The organism is Burkholderia lata (assembly GCF_902499025.1).
In the GTDB taxonomy this organism is placed as follows: Bacteria; Pseudomonadota; Gammaproteobacteria; order Burkholderiales; family Burkholderiaceae; genus Burkholderia; species Burkholderia lata_C.
Window position 1 is genome coordinate 318,955 of record NZ_CABVPW010000001.1, and the last position, 17,205, is coordinate 336,159.

Sequence of the window (17,205 nt, forward strand, 5' to 3'; positions counted from 1 at the left end):
AGACCATTACGCAGAGGCATTCTTTCTATCGTCGGTAAAGCGAGGGTATGAACAACGGTATGGGCGCAGAGCCACGCGCCTACCTTGCGACGGCCGTCAGCGTTGGTGCGATAAACGAGATCCTGAATTACGTCTTTGAGTAATGCTGTCTGCTGATTCGAGTGCCACGTCAGAAGAGGAATAACTCGTATCATTCGGTTCGCTACGCAAATGGTGAACGGTCTGGTGGGCGCGTTGCAGTGTGTTGTTGAGCTGAGAAAAGATGCTCATGAGCGAGATTTTCGAGTGCAGTGCGACCGTCCGGGGGCTGGAATGATTGGAGGCGTCTATTCGAATTCAGGTATCTCGCGGGATAGTGTAAGGTGTGTGCGGGAGTGCGCATATGCTATCAAGTAAAATTGTCTGCTTTTGCCGAGATAGAAAGTGGTGGTTCGATAATGTGGAGCCGGTGTACCGAAACGCCATCTCGAGATTGGAGATTGATTTATCGTCGGATTTTTCGCAATTTTACTTGCATGCCGAGGATGGTCCGACATTTACTTCAAAAAACGGCGAGATATATCAGGTGTGCTGGTTTTATAGTAACTCGGAATATAAAGGAAGATTGGTGGTCGCTCGTGAGGTTCTTGGAATTCCGGAGTCATACATTCCGTTAGATTCATTTTCTGGGGGGCGAGGATATTTCTACAACAAGGAAACTGGAGAGGTTTTCGATATTGAGTTGGGGGATACCTTGAGGAGATTTCTGCGAGGTGACCTCGAGCCCAGGTGGCGTGGCTTCAACGAGTTCATCGAGTGGTTTTTTGATGTGTAAGTGTGGAACTGCTCGACGAGGTGCCGAGAAGCTTCCGTTGACGTAGGGCAGCCACAGCCGACCACCCCAACCCCTCACCAACCGATATTGCAAGACGACCGCGACGTCCCCGCACCGCCCGTAGCCGTGCACTTCGTCCCCGCGCCGTTGTCATAGAACGTTCGCGTTTCCGGTTGCGGTACCGACGGATCGAACGGATTCGGCGCGCCATGCGGACCGCGCGGAGCATCGTACGGCCGCTGCGGCGCATACGAACCGCCACTACCAGCAGGCCGTGAGCCATTAGCGCGCAGATATTCATTCCAGTTCTGCTCACGCTGCTCATATCCAGGCACCGCGCGACCAAAACTATCGCTCCCACCCGCGCCGAGCGCGACGCGGTTCGAGGGCAATACAAAATCGGGCTCGTGCTCAGCCGAAGGCGGCGGTGCCACAAGCGCATTGCCCGTTACCCGCAACGGCCGCGTATCCGGCGTATCGAACGGCGTGCGCTCCATGGGCGCCGCGTACTTCACCTGGCGGCGACTCATACGCGCCGCGTGCCCCTCATCCCGAGCAGCAGCCCTACGCTCCGATCGAAACACATTGGCACCCGCCGACCGATCGGTCAGCGAATCGCGCCCGGAAGCATCGACGGCAGAAACAGAAAGCGCACACGCAATCGCGGCGGCGGCGGAAGAAAAGCGGGGGAGGTGATTCATCAGCGTTCCGAAGCAGGTGATATGCGATGAGAAAAAACGGCAGATCACTGGCTGGCGGCTGGGCGACGAACGGGCGTCGAAGCGGCTCTGAAGCGACTGCGAGGCGCGGCGCACGCGACTCACAGGAAGGCTGGCTGGATTGCAGAAGCGAATTCGTATTATTTCACGAAAATAACAACTAGCTTCCAAATGTTTAGTTTTGTTTGTAAACAGAAGGATTTTCCGCCTCGGCCGAACGCCCCGAGTTGGTGCTCACCCAAGCAATCATCAGTCGATTGACTCCCCGCGGTCAGACCCTTAGCAGCCCGAAAACGCGCCGCGCGGAATCGACGATCCCCGAACGCCAAGCGCAGCAAGGAAGCCGCCCATACTGACCCATCCCATAGCAACCCAATTGCACCCCAGGCAAACGTTCTCGCCCCTCGCAAGGTTGCGCCCCAATCGCCACCACCACCCCACAAAACCCTCCGTGTTTTCCCTCGGTCGACCGGCATTTTTGACAGACGATTTAAAAACGCCCATATAATTTCGACTGCCTTGCCAACGGCTGTCGGACCATCCCTCCGAACAAGCGATTTGGCAAGCGGGGCAGGCGAAACGCTTGCGCAATGCAAGACGCATCACGATGTCTTTCCGAACCAGACGTCCCCTTCGGGGACTGCAAGAGCCGGGCCCCGCTACGCAACATTCCGCCGGAGTTCCGTCTTCTATGTGTCTCGGGCGTGTCCCATGTCCTCGCCCCGGGTGCTGTTCGATTGCGCAAGTCATGCCGCCTTTGCCCGTATGACTAACAACATCGAGGAGCTCCTGATGACGCTGTCCCGTCTTACGTCCATTTCCGTCGCCGCCGTGCTGTTCGCCGCCGGCGCCGCCGCCGCGCAAGCGGAAACCGTGAAGATCGCCATCGCTGGTCCGATGAGCGGTTCGGTCGCCCAATACGGCGACATGGTGAAGGCCGGCGCGCTGACCGCGATCGAGCAGATCAACGCAGCGGGCGGTGCGGGCGGCAACAAGTTCGAAGTCGTGATGATGGACGACGCATGCGAACCGAAGCAGGCCGTCGCCGTCGCCAACAAGATCGTCAGCCAGAAGATCAAGTACGTGATCGGTCACGTGTGCTCGGGTTCGACGATTCCGGCCTCCGACATCTACGAGAACGAAGGCATCGTGATGGTCACGCCGTCGGCCACCGCGCCGCAGCTGACGGAAGGCAAGAAGCGCCACTTCATCTTCCGCACGATCGGCCGTGACGACCAGCAAGGCCCGGCCGCCGCGCACTACATCATCAACAACGTGAAGCCGAAGAAGGTCGCGGTCCTGCACGACAAGCAGTCGTACGGCCAGGGCATCGCATCGTCGGTGAAGAAGGACCTCGAAGCCGCGAAGATTCCTGTCGTTCTGTTCGAAGGCATCAACGCCGGCGATTCGGACTACTCGGCGATCATCACGAAGCTGAAGTCGCAAGGCGTCGACTTCGTCTACTTCGGCGGCTACCACCCGGAAATGGGCCTGCTGATGCGCCAGGCGCGCGAGCAGGGCGTGAAGGCAACGTTCATGGGGCCTGAAGGCGTGGGCAACAAGGACGTGACGGCGATCGCCGGCCCGGCCTCGGAAGGCATGCTCGTCACGCTGCCGGCCGACTTCTCGGCCGATCCGGCCAACGCGGCACTCGTGAAGGCGTTCGCGGACAAGAAGCGCGACCCGAACGGCCCGTTCCAGATGCCGGCGTACGCAGCGGTGAAGATCATCGCCGACTCGATCGCCGGAGCGAAGACGACCGACCCGACCAAGGTCGCCGCGTACATGCACAAGACGACGTTCGACACGCCGATCGGCAAGGTCGCGTATGACGCCCAGGGCGACCTGAAGGCGTTCAAGTTCGTCGTGTACACGTGGCACAAGGACGCGACGAAGACCGCCGCCAAGTAATACGGAGTACCCGCCCGCGCACCCGCCCTGTCCGAGACCCGGACGGGGCGGGTGCGTATTGGCTGCGCATCGGCCCAGTGCGCAGCCAAGGGGCGGCCCGAGACGACACCGTGCGTTGCGCGCGGCCGAACGCCGTGATCCGGCGACGGCATGCGACACAACGCCAACGGGAGCTTCCCGCACATGACTGACTTCTTTCCGCAATTCGCCCAGCAGCTGGTCAACGGCCTGACGCTGGGTGCGATCTATGCGCTGATCGCCATCGGCTATTCGATGGTCTACGGCATCATCGGCATGATCAACTTCGCCCACGGCGAGATCTACATGATCGGCGCCTACGTGGGCCTCGTGACCCTCACTGCAATCGGCATCTCCGCCGGCTATCCGCTGCCGCTCGTGCTCGGCGCCGCGCTGATCGTGTCGGTGATCGTCACCGGCCTGTACGGTTTCGCGGTCGAGCGCGTCGCGTATCGTCCGCTGCGCGGCGGGCCGCGCCTCGTGCCGCTGATCTCCGCGATCGGCATGTCGATCTTCCTGCAGAACTACGTGCAGATCGGCCAGGGCGCGCGCGACGTGTCCGTGCCGGTGCTGATCTCCGGCGCGTTCGACATCCATCTCGGCGGCGACTTCGACGTGACCATCCCGTATTCGCGCCTGATGATCGTCTGCGTGACGCTCGTGCTGATGATCGCGCTCACGCTGTTCATCTCGCATTCGCGGATGGGCCGTGCGTGCCGCGCATGCGCCGAGGACATGAAGATGGCGAACCTGCTCGGCATCGACACGAACCGCGTGATCTCGTTCACGTTCGTGCTCGGCGCGATGCTGGCCGCTGTCGGCGGCGTGCTGATCGGGCTGACGATCGGCAAGCTGAATCCGTATATCGGCTTCGTCGCGGGCATCAAGGCGTTCACCGCCGCGGTGCTCGGCGGGATCGGCAGCATCCCGGGCGCGATGCTCGGCGGCGTGCTGCTCGGCCTCGCGGAAACCTTCGCAGCGGGCTACATGCCGGCCGAGTACAAGGACGTCGTCGCGTTCGGCCTGCTCGTGCTGATCCTGCTCTTCCGCCCGACCGGCCTGCTCGGCAAGTCGGACATCGAAAAGGTCTGAGGGAGACGCAGATGAGTCAAGTCATTTCCATTCGCCGCCCGGCCGCCGACGCTTCGATCGGCCAGGCGCTGAAAAATGCCGTGGCCGCCGCGTTCCTGACGGCGATCCTCACGATTCCGGTGCTCGGTCTGCAACTGAAGCTCGACGGCTATCAGGTCGTGCTGACGCCGCACTGGCGCCCGGTATGGATCGCGGTCGCGGCCGTGTTCCTGTTCCAGTTGTTCAAGCCGTGGCTCGTGCGTGCGAAAGCGGCGGTGAAGCTGCCGGCGGTGCCCGCGATGGGCGCGCAGCAGCAGCGCGTGATCATCTGGGTGATGCTCGCGATCGGGTTCGTGTGGCCGTTCTTCGGCTCGCGCGGTGCGGTGGACGTCGCGACGCTCGCGCTGATCTACGTGATCCTCGGCCTCGGGCTGAACATCGTGGTCGGTTTCGCGGGGCTGCTCGATCTCGGCTATGTCGGGTTCTACGCGGTCGGCGGCTATACGTACGCGATGCTGAACCAGTATTTCGGGCTGTCGTTCTGGGAGTGCCTGCCGATCGCGGCCATCGCGGCGGCGACGTTCGGCTTCCTGCTGGGCTTCCCGGTGCTGCGCCTGCGCGGCGACTATCTCGCGATCGTGACGCTCGGCTTCGGCGAAATCATCCGCCTGCTCGCGAACAACCTGACGAGCCTCACGGGCGGCCCGGACGGCATCTCAAGCATTCCGAAACCGACCGTGTTCGGCTTCGAGATGGCGCGCAGTGCGAGCGTCGAAGGCGCGAAGACCTTCCATGAACTGATCGGGCTGGAATACAGCGGCGAGCACATGGTGATCTTCCTGTACCTGATCGCGCTGGTGCTGGTCTGCTTCACGCTGTTCGTGACGAGCCGCCTGATCCGCATGCCGATGGGCCGCGCATGGGAAGCGCTGCGCGACGACGAGATCGCATGCCGTTCGCTGGGTCTGAACCCGACGCGCATCAAGCTGTCGGCGTTCACGCTCGGCGCGGCGTTCGCCGGCATCGGCGGCGCGTTCTTCGCGGCGCGCCAGGGCCTCGTGAATCCTGAATCGTTCACCTTCATCGAATCGGCGCTGATCCTCGCGATCGTCGTGCTCGGCGGGATGGGCTCGCAGCTCGGCGTGATTCTCGCGGCGATCCTGCTGACCGTGCTGCCGGAAGTCGCGCGCGGCTTCGCCGAGTACCGGATGCTGATCTTCGGTCTCGTGATGGTGTTGATGATGATGTGGCGTCCGCAGGGCCTGCTGCCCGCGAGCCGTCCCCACGTGGAGCTGCCGCAATGAGCGCGAATGCAGAACTGTTGAAGGTCGCCGGGCTGCAGATGCGCTTCGGCGGGTTGCTCGCGGTGGACGGGATCGATTTCGACGTGCGTCGCGATGAAGTGTTCGCGATCATCGGGCCGAACGGCGCGGGCAAGACCACGGTGTTCAACTGCGTCGGCGGCTTCTACAAGCCGACCGGCGGCGACGTCGTGCTCGACGGCCATGCGATCGCGGGGCTGCCGAGCCACAAGATCGCGTTGAAGGGCCTGGTGCGGACGTTCCAGAACATCCGCCTGTTCAAGTCGCTGACGGTCGTCGAGAACCTGCTCGTCGCGCAGCACCGCAAGGTGAAGGCGGGGCTGCTGCACGGGCTGTTCGCGACGCCCGCCTATCGTCACGCGGAGAAGGAAGCGCTCGAGCGCGCGGCGGTGTGGCTCGACCGGATGGGGCTGACGGCGGTGGCCAACCGCCAGGCCGGCACGCTGTCGTACGGGCACCAGCGGCGTCTGGAGATCGCGCGCTGCATGATCACCGAACCGCGCCTCCTGATGCTCGACGAGCCGGCGGCCGGCCTCAACCCGCAGGAGAAGATCGAGCTGCAGCACCTGATCGACAAGCTGCGCCGCGAGTTCGGCGTATCGGTGCTGCTGATCGAACACGACATGAGCCTCGTGATGGGCGTATCGGACCGCATCCTCGTGATGGAGCACGGCCGGCCGATCGTGATCGGCACGCCGGAAGCGGTCCGCAACGACCCGCGCGTGATCAAGGCGTATCTGGGGGAAGAGTGATGCTGAAGCTGGAACAGGTCCATACGCACTACGGCGCGGTCGAGGCGCTCGCGGGCGTGTCGATCGAGGTGAACAAGGGCGAGATCGTCACGCTGATCGGCAGCAACGGCGCCGGCAAGACGACGCTGATGATGACCGTGTGCGGCACGCCGCGCGCATCGTCGGGTCGCGTGCTGTTCGAGGGCAAGGACATCACCGCGATGTCGACGCACCAGATCATGCGGCAGGGGATGGCGATCTCGCCGGAAGGACGGCGCGTGTTCCCGAGCCTGACGGTGCTCGAGAACCTGAAGATGGGCGGCTTCTTCGCGAGCCGCCACGAGATCGACGACGGCATCGAGCACGTGTTCAAGCTGTTTCCGCGCCTGAAGGAACGGGCGGCGCAGCGGGCCGGCACGATGTCGGGCGGCGAGCAGCAGATGCTGGCGATCGGCCGCGCGCTGATGAGCAAGCCGCGCCTGCTGCTGCTCGACGAGCCGACGCTCGGCCTCGCGCCGCTCGTGATCGCGCAGATCTTCGACATCATCCGCACGATCCGCGACGAAGGCGTCACGGTGTTCCTCGTCGAGCAGAACGCGAACAAGGCGCTGGGTGTGGCCGATCGCGGCTACGTGCTCGAAACGGGGCGCGTGGTGCTCGCCGATACGGGCGCGAACCTGCTCGCGAACGACCGGATCAAGCAGGCGTACCTCGGCGGTTGACGCCGGATGCCGCCGGCCTGCAACGGGCCGGCGGCGCTTCTTCTTTCGCTTTCCCATGCAAGGCCGGTTCCCGGCCTTGTCTTCATCCGATCCTGAACGTGCTTTTCAGTACGTCGCGCAGATGCAGCGCGGCGCGATTGCTGTCGTCCGTCAGGATGGTGATCAGGTGCGGCGGGAGATCGGGCAGCACGATCCCGGCGACGTGGCTCGTCAGGTTGCCCGACACGCGATCGTGTTCGATGAGGCCGACCGCGAGGCCGTTCGCGATGCACGCCTCGACCGCCGGCGAACTGGCGCTCTCGAGCAGCATCCGGTGCGGGATCTTCGCCTTTTTCAGCGCATTCAGCGCGGTGTCGCGGTACGGGCAGCCCTGCAGTTGCACGGCGATCGGCAGCGGCGCGTCGGGATTGAACTTGAAGGTCCGTGCGGCGACCCACACCGGATGGGTCTTGCTGAGCAGCTCGCTGTGCGGCGGCGCCTTCGGCACCACGGCGATCGTGATGTCCAGCTGGCCGCGCGAGAACAGCGACTGCAGCTCTTCGCTGGAGCGCGCTTCGACCGTCAGTTCGAGCAGCGGCCGGTCGGCGGCGAAGCGCGGCAGGAATTCCGCCATGAAGTGCGCGGCGTACGAATCGGGGATGCCGAGCCGCAACTTGCCGGTCAGCATCTGCGGCGACAGCGATTCGACGAGCCGGTCGTGGCTCAGCAGAAACTCGGTGGTGTCGCTCAGCAGCTTGTGGCCGTACTGCGTGAGTTCGACGGCCTGGTTGTTTCGCGTGAACAAGCGCTGCGCGACCATTTCCTCGAGCTTCTGAATCTGCGCCGTGACCGACGACGGGCTGCGATTCACATGCGCGGCCGCATCCTTGAAGCGGCCGAGCTTCGCGACGGCGTGGAAGGTACGCAGCAGGTCGACGTCCAGGGTGCGTGGCATGATTTGGTTTTTCCGAATCAGTGATTCAGGTAATGTCGATTGACGGAATTATTGGGCATCCCATATTCTCGGTCAACAGGCAGACAACGGCAGGCAGCCGGTCGCGCGTTGCACGTATCCGGGGAACGATTCATGTCGATCAACGATTTCGTTGTAGATGCATTGGTGCGGGACAGGAAGTTGAAGGCCGAGTCGGTATGGACGGTCGAGAATCACGAGAAGTATTCGACGCTGAAGCGCAGCGACGATGACGCGAGGAGGAAGGAAGCCGGGCGCGAGGTGTTTTCGCTGATGCGCAACCTGAACGAGCTGGGCGTGCGGAGCCCCGCGCTGTGCGCGGACCGCGACGGCAACGGTTCGTTGCGCGAAGCGATCGGCCAGTTGAGCGAGCGGCTCGCGACGTTGTCGCGCGGCCGCGACGTGCATTACATCGAGCTCGGGCCGGAGCCGGTCAAGACGACCGAACTCATGAAGGCCGTCAGCGGCGGCGGGCCGGACCATCTGCGCTATACGGCCGTCGACATCAACGAGTCGTCGGAAGACGCGATGCGGCACGCGATCATGCCGTTCCTGAAAACGCCCGGCTGTTTCAACTACATCGCCGACGATTACCGGAACGTGCAATGGAACCACATCGACGTGGGCCAGGACGTGACGTTCATCACGATGCTCGGTTTCCAGGAAGGCAACGAATTGCCCGTGACGATCGGCCGGCTCATCCGCAATCTCGGCGGCAAGTCGACCTACGTGGTGTCGGAGATGCAGCTGCTGGTCGAGGGGCGTGAAGAGCCCATCTACAACTTCTACCAGAACGAGAACATGGTGCGGTTTTCCGAAGTCGTCAGCCGGCAGCAGGGCTTCGAGCCGCTCGGCGAGCACCATGTGTCGATCGTCCGGCTCAATCTGCTCGGCGACCAGTTCCATGTGGCGGTCACGCTGCAACCCGTATCGAAAGCCGGGGCCGACGGGCATCTGATCACCAACGTCTGCCTGAAATACACGCCGGAGCAATTCCGCCACGTCCGCCATAGCCACGCCAATTGCCGCGTGATCGACGAACTGCACAGCGGCGACGGCAGCGTCGTGTACCAGATCGCCCAGTTCAAGGGCTGAATGCCGCAACCACGACAGCGAGGCACGCGATGAACAAGGGAAATGCATTGCCGGTGTTTGCGCGAGGGTTCGATCGGGTGAGGCTTGCGTTGCAGACGTCGCTGTCCGGCGGCGCGAATGTCGACGGCACGCTGGATGCCGCGACGGAACCGATGCGCTGGAGCAGCGCCTGCCTGCGCGATGGCTATGAAGTGCGATACCGGCGCAATCTCGACGCCCTCGGCTATCGCGGTGTGCCGATGCGCGGCACGCGCTCGGATGCGCTCAACGCGGTGTGCCATCTTCGCGGGCTGTTTGCCGACGAAGCGGTCGATGCGCTGCGCGAGATCGGCCGCGCGCTGGAGCGCAGCGCGTCGAGCAGCAACTGGATCATCTCGAAGCGCGTGCGTGCGGTGACGGAGCGCTCGCGGTTCATCGACGACATGATGCATGATCGCGCGTTCCTGTTGAGAGTGTCGCGTCTGGCCGGTGTGCCGCTGATTCCGTATCCGATGGTCAATGCGCGGTCGCAGTTCAACTACTACTACCCGATGGACCAGCGCGACGGCAAAGAGCAGCTGGGCATGTGGCACACCGACGGCACCAGCTTCGTGCTGAACATCGTGCTGTCGGATCGATCCGACTACGAGGGCGGCAACTTTCTGTTCTACGAATCGACGGCGGAGACCTTCGACCGCCACGATCGCGAACGCCGGCATGTGAAGACCGCGAACCTGGACCACGCGGGCGACGCGCTGCTCATCTACGGCAGCAAGCTGTTCCATGGCGTCGAACCGGTCGAGTCGGGGCGGCGCATGTCGCTGGTGCTGTCGTTTCATTGCCCCTACACGCGGGAGGACGACAACGGGTTCTGGCATCTGGCGTCGGACGACGGCATCCCGCGCACGGTCGTCAACTGGCTGGCGCTGCAGCGCGCCCTTCGGGACGACGCCGAACTGCAGTACCTCCGCCTCGGGCTCGAACCGATTCGCCCCGAGGATCTGGAAGACCAGCGCCTGTCCCCGGCAACTTTCTGAGAGCCGTCGCCCCATGCAGCTATTCCTGCTCCAGCTCGTTTTCGTGTTGTCGTGGAGTTCCGGCTTCATCGGCGCCAAGCTCGGCGCGGAGACGGCCGGCGCGTTCAATCTGCTGTTCTGGCGGTTCCTGCTCGTCACGCTGTGTCTGGCGATCGTCCTCAACCGGCAGCTCGGGCGCCTGACGTGGGAGAAGCTGCGCTATCACGCGGTGATCGGCTTCCTGTCGCAGTTTCTCTACCTGGCCTGCGTGTACGTGGCGATTCAGCATGGCCTGCCGCCCGGCATCGCCGCGATCGTCGCCGCGATGCAGCCGCTCATCACCGCCGCGATGACGGCGGTGGAAGGCAGTGAGCGTAGCGGGGCGCGACAGTGGGCCGGGCTCGTCGTCGGGTTCGTCGGCGTGGGCATCGTGATCGGCGGGCAGTATGCGCTGCCGGCCGGCTCGGTCGGGCTCGTGATGTACCTGCTGCCGCTGGTGTCCGCGCTGGGGCTGTCGATCGCGACGATCTATCAGCGGCGCCGCGCGCTGACGGCCGCGCGCAGCAACGAGGACGGGCTGTTTCTGCCGCTGTTCGTGCAGGGCTGCGTGAGCCTCGTGCTGTTCGCGGTGTGCGGGATCGTCACGGGCGACCTGCACGTGCCGACCCAGCCGAATGTGTGGGTCTCCGTCGTGTGGCTGACGGTGTTCTCGACCTTCATCGCCTATCTGTCGTTGTGGGCGCTGCTCAAGCGCATGCCCGCGACGCGCGTGGCGACCCTCGTCTATCTCGAACCGCCCGTGACGCTGATGTGGGCCGCATGGATGTTCGGCGACCGGATCGAGGTGACGACCTATCTCGGCATCGTCGTTGTCGCGATCGGCGTGTGGCTGGCCGGCAAGCACGTCGAGCGGCCCGCGCGGGCACGGCGGGCGGACATGGAGGCGGCCGGCCGCTGATGCACTGGTTGCGCGCGCGGTTCCGGTGTAGCGTCGCGGTACTGTCACGACCCGCGAAGGAACCCGATGAAAGTCAAACGGATCGTCGCCAATATCGACACCCGATCAGTCGACGACGCAAAGCGCTTCTACCAACGGATCTTCGGCCTCGACGTGCTGATGGACCACGGCTGGATCGCGACCTACGGCAATGCCGATCAGATGGACGTGCAGATCAGCTTCGCATCGCAGGGCGGATCGGGCACGCCGACGCCCGATCTGTCGATCGAGGTCGACGACGTCGATGAAGCGCTTGCACGTGTGCAGGCGGCCGGGATTCCGGTCGAATACGGCCCGGCTGACGAGCCTTGGGGCGTGCGGCGATTCTATGTGCGCGATCCGTTCGGCAAGCTCGTCAACGTGCTTGCGCATTGCTGACCCGGAATACATCGTGATTGGCCGCGTCGTTCCGGTAGCGCTCGGGTATGGCGGGTGGCGTGCCGGTCGCAGTCAAGGTGTAGCCAAATCGGCTCTGATCGTAGCCAAATGTGCTACATCCGGGCAATCCGTCCGAATCGAGACAAAATCGGCAACGCGGGCCATCTCTTGTAGCCAGAACGCCGGTGCATCACGCATGCAACGCCAGCCCCTTCACGGCTTTTTCCACCGCCTTCTTCGGCCCGCGTAGCGCGAGCCCGACGAAGTCGAGATTTTCTGCATCGCCGGCGCGAAATACGTCGCGGTTGGCCGCGTCGTGCCCGGTCGAAAACATTGCGTGCACGTAGGGCACGATCGTGAGCTCGCGCGACAGCGCCTGCCGGTGCGCAGCCTGCAGGCCGTTCAGGTCGGCAGCGAACACCAGCATCGGCTGGCCCAGCATGCGGCCGTAGCGGCGTCCCGCCGCATCTTCGTACGGCTCGCCGAGCGCTTCGGGCGCTTCGGCCGCGACGCCCGTCGCGAGAAACGCGACGACATTGAGTTTCTGCCACGCTGCGAGATCGTCGCGCACGATCAGCGCTACCTTGGTATCGAACATGAGTGCTCCTTGTAGGGACGCTCATGACCGGATGCCGCGCGCGATCAGTCTGGAACGTTTGTGCACAGCTGCCGGTATGCGGCCGGCGTGATCCGGTACGCGCGGCGGAACCAGCGGCCCAGGTGGCTCTGGTCGGCGAAGCCGACGTCCGCGGCGCCTGCGCGGGCGTGCGGCCGGCCGCCAGCAGCCGGCGCGCGGCACGCAGCCGCAAGCGCACCAGGTACGCGTGCGGCGACGTGCCGAACACACGCTGGAACAGCCGCGTCAGCCGGAACCGGTCGATCCCGGCGACATTCGCGAGTTCGTCGAGCCCGATGTTGCCGTCCATGTTTTCATGCAGCAGATCGCGCACGCGCGCGATCGCGGGCGGCACGATTGCGCTTTCCAGCGCGAGCGGGCCGCGTAGTTCACCACCGAGCCGCATCAGCAGGCGGTCGAGCGTCTGGTCGCGCGCGAGCTTGCCTTCGTTGCCGTGGATCGCGAGAAACGCTTGGCGGATTGTATCGACGAGGCCGCGATCGTCGACGAGCGTATGGCCGAACGACGCCTCGACGCCGCCGAGGCCCGGCAGGTCCAGTCGGCGCGCCGCGCGCTCGACCCACGCTTGGGGCAGGTACAGCATCCCGTAGGTGAAGCCGCCGGCTTCGGGCGCATGACCGTCGTGCAGCGCGCCCGGCTCGATCAGGATCGCGCGGCCGGGCACGCTCGTATGCACCGACCGGTGGCACTGGAATTGCTGTACGCCCTGTTCGGTGAAGCCGACCAGCATGTCGTCGTGATCGTGCGCGTCGTATGCATGGCCGTTGAAATGCGCATGCAGGCTTTCGATGCCGGTTTCCGCATCGCGCCGCGCGACGAGCCAGTGGTCGGTCGTGTCGATGTGCTTCGCGGGTGTCGTCATCGGATGCGTCGCGCGTCGTTGTTGCGTGACGGATAGTGTCTGCTGGCCGCGGGGCAGGGGTTGAGGGTGCGCATCATGCTTCGTTTTCCGTCGCCTGTTCGTCGCGCGCATATTGCGCGGGCGGCCGGCCGACGTGCCGCGTGAACGCGACGCTGAAGGTGCTCGCGGAACTGTAGCCAACGCGGCCCGCGATCTCGGCGATGCGGCCCTCGTTGCGGCGGAGCAGATCCTTCGCGAGCGCCATGCGCCACGTGAGCAGGTATTCCATCGGCGCGAGGCCGACCGCGCGGCTGAAGCGTTCGAAGAAGGTCGAGCGCGACAACGCGGCTTCCTTCGCCAGCTCGACGATCGTCCACGGATGGGCGGGGCGTTCGTGCATCCGGCGGATCGCGGCGGCCAGCCGGCTGTCGGCCAGCCCGCGCACGAGGCCGGGCGACGCGTTCGTGCCGGACGTGAAGCGCAGCGCCTCGATCAGCAGCACTTCCAGCAGGCGCGCCAGCACGACCTCGCGCGCGGGGCGCTGCGCACGCGATTCGTCGCGCACGAGTTGCACGAGCGTGGTCAGCCGCGGTTCGCCGCGGACGTGCACGAATCGGGGCAAGAGCGACACCAGCAGCGAGGCGTCCGACGAACCGAAGGTGCAGTTGCCGGCCATCATCCGCGTGTCGACCGGGTTGGCAGGATCGCCGATCCGGAATTCGCCGTGGTCGAGCTCGACCGGTGGTGCGGTTTCGACGCCCGGCGGCGGCGGTTCGAGGCTGGACATCGCGACGCCGTACACCGCCGGAATCAGCATGAAGTCGCCGGGCAGCAGCTCGATCGGCGCGTGCCCGTCGATCGCGATCCGGCACCCGCCGTCGAGGATCGCGCAATAGAACGGCTCGCCCGCGACCGTGCGGCTGATCGACCACGGGCTTGCGCCGCGGATGTATTTGGCGTGCCGCGCGCCCGGTTGCAGCAGCGTCACGACCTCGGTCAACGGATCGATCATCGCCGGACTCTCGCAAATGAAAATCGGATTTTCGATTGTAGCGAATACGGATCCGGCCATCTATCGTACGAACACATGCTCAACACGTCACAGGAGTGAGTTCGCATGAAGACCGTATTGATCACCGGCTGTTCCTCCGGCTTCGGCCTCGAGATTGCCCGCTATTTCCTGGCCCGCGACTGGCAGGTCGTCGCGACGATGCGTACACCCCGCGAGGACGTGCTGCCGCCGTCGGAGCACCTGCGCGTGCTCGCGCTCGATGTCACGAACCCCGACAGCATCCGGGCCGCGATCGATGCCGCCGGCCCGATCGACGTGCTCGTCAACAATGCGGGTTTCGGCGCCGCCGCACCGGCCGAACTGATGCCGATCGACACCGTGCGTGCGCTGTTCGAAACCAACACGATCGGCACGATCGCGGTGACGGAAGCCGTGCTGCCGCAGTTGCGCCAGCGCGGGGCCGGAGTCGTCGTGAACGTCACGTCGAGCGTCACGCTGAAGGTGCTGCCGCTGCTCGCCGCCTATCGCGCCAGCAAGGCGGCGGTCAATGCGTATACCGAATCGGTGGCGCTCGAACTCGAACCGTTCGGCGTGCGTGCGCGTCTCGTGCTGCCGGGCCGTGCGCCCGACACGCGTTTCGCCGACAACGCGCGCGCGCACATGCACGGCTTCGAGCACGAGGCTTATGCGGATTTTGTCGCGGCGGCGTTTGCGCGCATGGTCGACGCATCCGCGCCGATCACCCATGCGCAGGACGTCGCCGAGGCCGTGTGGCGTGCGGCGACCGACCCGTCGTGCCCGATGCGCATTCCGGCCGGCGCCGATGCCGTAGCGTGGGCGGCCGAAGCGGGCTGACGCTCGCCGACATGAGCGCGAATCGGCTTGCCGACGACAGGATCAGGCCGGCTTGTTTGCGCGCGTGATGCGGGATGCCGCCGGCAACAGGCCGGCGGCGCGATGGCATGCACGGTTGTGCATGCATCACGGACGGATGCGGTCCGTGTATGTTTCAGCCTGTCGCGCTCGGCATGCAAGAACGCCGGGCGCGCTTCCGTGCGCCTTCCATCCGTCGGCCATGTGTGGTCGCCATCACGACCCCCACCCGATACACGAGCGACCACGCCGAGCCGGACATCGATTGCTACTGGCCGCCTCCATACAGCTGGTTGAGACGCTGGAGTTCCCCCGACTTCTGCATACGCAGGTATTCCTCCTTGACCTGCGCGCGCGTGAGCCCGGCCGGCGCGCCCGCCTGCGACCCGGCGCTGGGCATGCTGCCCATCGACGTCGCACTGATCGCCGAGTCGGACGGCTTGCTCGACGCTGCCGCTGCGCCATCGTCCTGCGCCCGGGCGAGGCCTGACGCACCCACCACACAAACGACGGCCAAGGCCGCCTTGTACATGCTCTTCATCGTGGCACCTCACATGAAAAAGCAATGCAACAACCACGACGCGGATTCTGCATCGTCCGCGTATGTCGACGTTCCGCATGCGTCACGTCGATCCTCCCCCGGCAATTCATCAAGGTGTTCCGGCGACTGACGCATCGGCATGCACGGCTTTGCGACAGGGTTCTGTCGCGCGTGTCGAGTCGTCTTGTGCGCGTTTGACTCGCGCATCGTGAATCGGGTTATTCCGCTGTCATCGGATCGCGCCGGACAAATGCCCGATGCCGAACGCAGGAGTGGGTTCGTCGCGCGAATGCAGCCGGAATGGCGGAATGATAGAACCCGCATGCCGGTTTAACGCCCTCTTGAAAGGGGGCAATTGCCGTCGTTGTCATGTGGAATGTCTAAACTGGACAGACATCGCGGAACGTGTGAAGTCGAGCGTCTCGCCCCGGCCCGCGAGCGAATCCGGTGCATGTTCGAGGAGCGCATTCATGTCTGACAAACACGTCGCGCTTGCGAGTCATATTCGTCGGCTCTGTTCGCTTGCCGTCGAGCCGCACCTCGTCATTCCTCATGTGATAGAAGCGACCCGGCACATCGTCGGCGCCGATTGGGGCATGTTCTTCTATGCCGACGAGCACTATGCGGTGTCGGACGTGTGCAGCGAAAACGAGGTGGTCTATACGTTGTTGCCGACGTATTTCGCGAACATCCACAACACGTCCCGGCAGGAGGTGCTGGGCATCACGTTTTCCGATGCGATGCGCCGCGGGCGCGGTTTCGACAACAGTGCGCACTACGACGCTGCCTTGCTGTCGAGCGACATGTATGCGGACCTGTGGCGGCCGGTGTCGATGCGCCACTGTCTCGAGCTGACCGCGACGGACGGCACGCGCGGCTGGGGGAGCCTGCTGCTGTCGCGTGCATCGGGCAGTCGTCCGTTCTCGGATCAGAACCATCGCGACATCGAACCCGTGGCACGGCATCTTGCGCATGCGCTGTCGCGGCCCGTGCAGCCCACGCTGCATGAATCGGAATGCAGCGAGTCCGCGATCATGGTGGTCGACAGCGATGGCCGGCTCCTGCTGCACAACGCGGACAGCATCCGGATGATGGCGCTTGCGACCGGCGAGCCGCTCGCGTTCTATCGTCACGATCGTTTGCCGGACTGGCTCGCGCCACTGCGGTCGAACCTCAACCGGATCTGGCTCGGCTACCCGGCGCCACCGGCGACGCTCGAGCATCGCAACCATGCGGGGCGTTTCCGCTTCAAGGCCTATCGATGTACCGATGCAGTCGCGTTGCAACGCGATGCCGCGATCGTGATCTATATCGAACACTTCCCGCCGCTCAGGCTGGCGGTCGAACGACTCGGCTTCGCGTTCGGCCTGACCGAGCGGCAACGCGAACTCTGTGTGCAACTCGTGCTGGGTCGCTCGCACAGCGAGATTGCGCGTGACTTCGCGCTGCGCGACAGCACGGTCGTCGATCACGTTCGCAAGATCTATCGCCGGCTCAACGTACACAACCATGACGAATTGCGCAGCGTGTTTCGGACCGGGCGGCTTGACTAGGTTTCGACGCGTGCGGCGAGGCG

The 17,205-nt window shown here is 64.4% G+C and carries 16 protein-coding genes and 1 pseudogene; 11 read left to right on the forward strand and 6 right to left on the reverse strand.

The features are described from left to right. Positions 1-888: 888 nt before the first annotated feature. The gene (locus tag BDI24065_RS01350; protein WP_175029658.1) at positions 889-1,515 is read right to left on the reverse strand and encodes a hypothetical protein; all 627 of its coding nucleotides are present in this window, start codon (positions 1,513-1,515) and stop codon (positions 889-891) included. 810 nt (positions 1,516-2,325) lie between these two features. Here BDI24065_RS01350 and BDI24065_RS01355 point away from each other — a divergent pair. The 5 genes from BDI24065_RS01355 to BDI24065_RS01375 all read left to right on the forward strand — a co-directional run bounded on the left by BDI24065_RS01355 (position 2,326) and on the right by BDI24065_RS01375 (position 7,308). Further along, positions 2,326-3,444, forward strand: coding sequence for a branched-chain amino acid ABC transporter substrate-binding protein (locus BDI24065_RS01355; protein ID WP_006480712.1), 1,119 nt, complete (start codon positions 2,326-2,328; stop codon positions 3,442-3,444). 183 nt (positions 3,445-3,627) lie between these two features. Beyond that, the gene (gene livH / locus BDI24065_RS01360) at positions 3,628-4,554 is read left to right on the forward strand and encodes a high-affinity branched-chain amino acid ABC transporter permease LivH (RefSeq protein WP_041493199.1); all 927 of its coding nucleotides are present in this window, start codon (positions 3,628-3,630) and stop codon (positions 4,552-4,554) included. Positions 4,555-4,565: 11 nt separating this feature from the next. Beyond that, on the forward strand, positions 4,566-5,837 hold the full coding sequence (locus BDI24065_RS01365) for a high-affinity branched-chain amino acid ABC transporter permease LivM (protein ID WP_175029659.1): 1,272 nt from the start codon (positions 4,566-4,568) through the stop codon (positions 5,835-5,837). Next, positions 5,834-6,607, forward strand: a complete 774-nt coding sequence (livG, locus tag BDI24065_RS01370; RefSeq protein WP_174936649.1) for a high-affinity branched-chain amino acid ABC transporter ATP-binding protein LivG — start codon at positions 5,834-5,836, stop codon at positions 6,605-6,607. The genes BDI24065_RS01365 and livG overlap by 4 nt, the downstream gene beginning before the upstream one ends. Next, positions 6,607-7,308 (forward strand): ABC transporter ATP-binding protein, encoded by a 702-nt coding sequence (locus tag BDI24065_RS01375; RefSeq protein ID WP_011354263.1) that lies wholly within the window; start codon positions 6,607-6,609, stop codon positions 7,306-7,308. Before livG ends, BDI24065_RS01375 begins: the two co-directional genes overlap by 1 nt. 82 nt (positions 7,309-7,390) lie before the next feature. Here the strand turns inward: BDI24065_RS01375 and BDI24065_RS01380 are convergent, their stop codons facing one another. Further along, entirely contained in the window at positions 7,391-8,242 is an 852-nt protein-coding gene (locus BDI24065_RS01380) for a LysR substrate-binding domain-containing protein (RefSeq protein WP_175029660.1), read from the reverse strand. Positions 8,243-8,374: 132 nt separating this feature from the next. On the opposite strand from BDI24065_RS01380, the gene BDI24065_RS01385 reads away from it, so the two are divergent. The 4 genes from BDI24065_RS01385 (at position 8,375) to BDI24065_RS01400 (ending at position 11,725) form a co-directional block, all read left to right on the forward strand. Beyond that, positions 8,375-9,355 carry a hypothetical protein gene (locus tag BDI24065_RS01385; RefSeq protein ID WP_175029661.1) on the forward strand — a complete coding sequence of 327 codons (981 nt, stop codon included), beginning with the start codon at positions 8,375-8,377 and terminating at the stop codon, positions 9,353-9,355. A gap of 29 nt (positions 9,356-9,384) precedes the next feature. Continuing rightward, entirely contained in the window at positions 9,385-10,371 is a 987-nt protein-coding gene (locus tag BDI24065_RS01390) for a 2OG-Fe(II) oxygenase (protein WP_175029662.1), read from the forward strand. Between the two features lie 13 nt (positions 10,372-10,384). Continuing rightward, the gene (locus BDI24065_RS01395; protein WP_175029663.1) at positions 10,385-11,308 is read left to right on the forward strand and encodes a DMT family transporter; all 924 of its coding nucleotides are present in this window, start codon (positions 10,385-10,387) and stop codon (positions 11,306-11,308) included. Between the two features lie 66 nt (positions 11,309-11,374). Then, positions 11,375-11,725 carry a VOC family protein gene (locus tag BDI24065_RS01400; RefSeq protein WP_175029664.1) on the forward strand — a complete coding sequence of 117 codons (351 nt, stop codon included), beginning with the start codon at positions 11,375-11,377 and terminating at the stop codon, positions 11,723-11,725. Between the two features lie 190 nt (positions 11,726-11,915). Here BDI24065_RS01400 and BDI24065_RS01405 read toward each other — a convergent pair whose 3' ends face one another. From BDI24065_RS01405 to BDI24065_RS01415, 3 genes and pseudogenes are all read right to left on the reverse strand, one after another. Next, entirely contained in the window at positions 11,916-12,323 is a 408-nt protein-coding gene (locus BDI24065_RS01405) for a DUF2000 family protein (RefSeq protein ID WP_175029665.1), read from the reverse strand. Between the two features lie 44 nt (positions 12,324-12,367). Further along, positions 12,368-13,224: pseudogene (locus BDI24065_RS01410) on the reverse strand (AraC family transcriptional regulator). Positions 13,225-13,297: 73 nt separating this feature from the next. After that, positions 13,298-14,275, reverse strand: a complete 978-nt coding sequence (locus BDI24065_RS01415) for an AraC family transcriptional regulator (RefSeq protein ID WP_175029666.1) — start codon at positions 14,273-14,275, stop codon at positions 13,298-13,300. 45 nt (positions 14,276-14,320) lie between these two features. Here BDI24065_RS01415 and BDI24065_RS01420 point away from each other — a divergent pair, with 45 nt between their 5' ends. Beyond that, the gene (locus BDI24065_RS01420) at positions 14,321-15,070 is read left to right on the forward strand and encodes an SDR family oxidoreductase (RefSeq protein ID WP_175029667.1); all 750 of its coding nucleotides are present in this window, start codon (positions 14,321-14,323) and stop codon (positions 15,068-15,070) included. 286 nt (positions 15,071-15,356) lie between these two features. On the opposite strand, the gene BDI24065_RS01425 is transcribed toward BDI24065_RS01420, so the two are convergent. Continuing rightward, complete coding sequence (locus BDI24065_RS01425; protein ID WP_175029668.1) at positions 15,357-15,629, reverse strand: DUF4148 domain-containing protein; 273 nt, start codon at positions 15,627-15,629, stop codon at positions 15,357-15,359. Positions 15,630-16,099: 470 nt separating this feature from the next. Here BDI24065_RS01425 and BDI24065_RS01430 point away from each other — a divergent pair, with 470 nt between their 5' ends. After that, on the forward strand, positions 16,100-17,182 hold the full coding sequence (locus BDI24065_RS01430) for a helix-turn-helix transcriptional regulator (protein ID WP_175029669.1): 1,083 nt from the start codon (positions 16,100-16,102) through the stop codon (positions 17,180-17,182). Positions 17,183-17,205 lie beyond the last annotated feature (23 nt).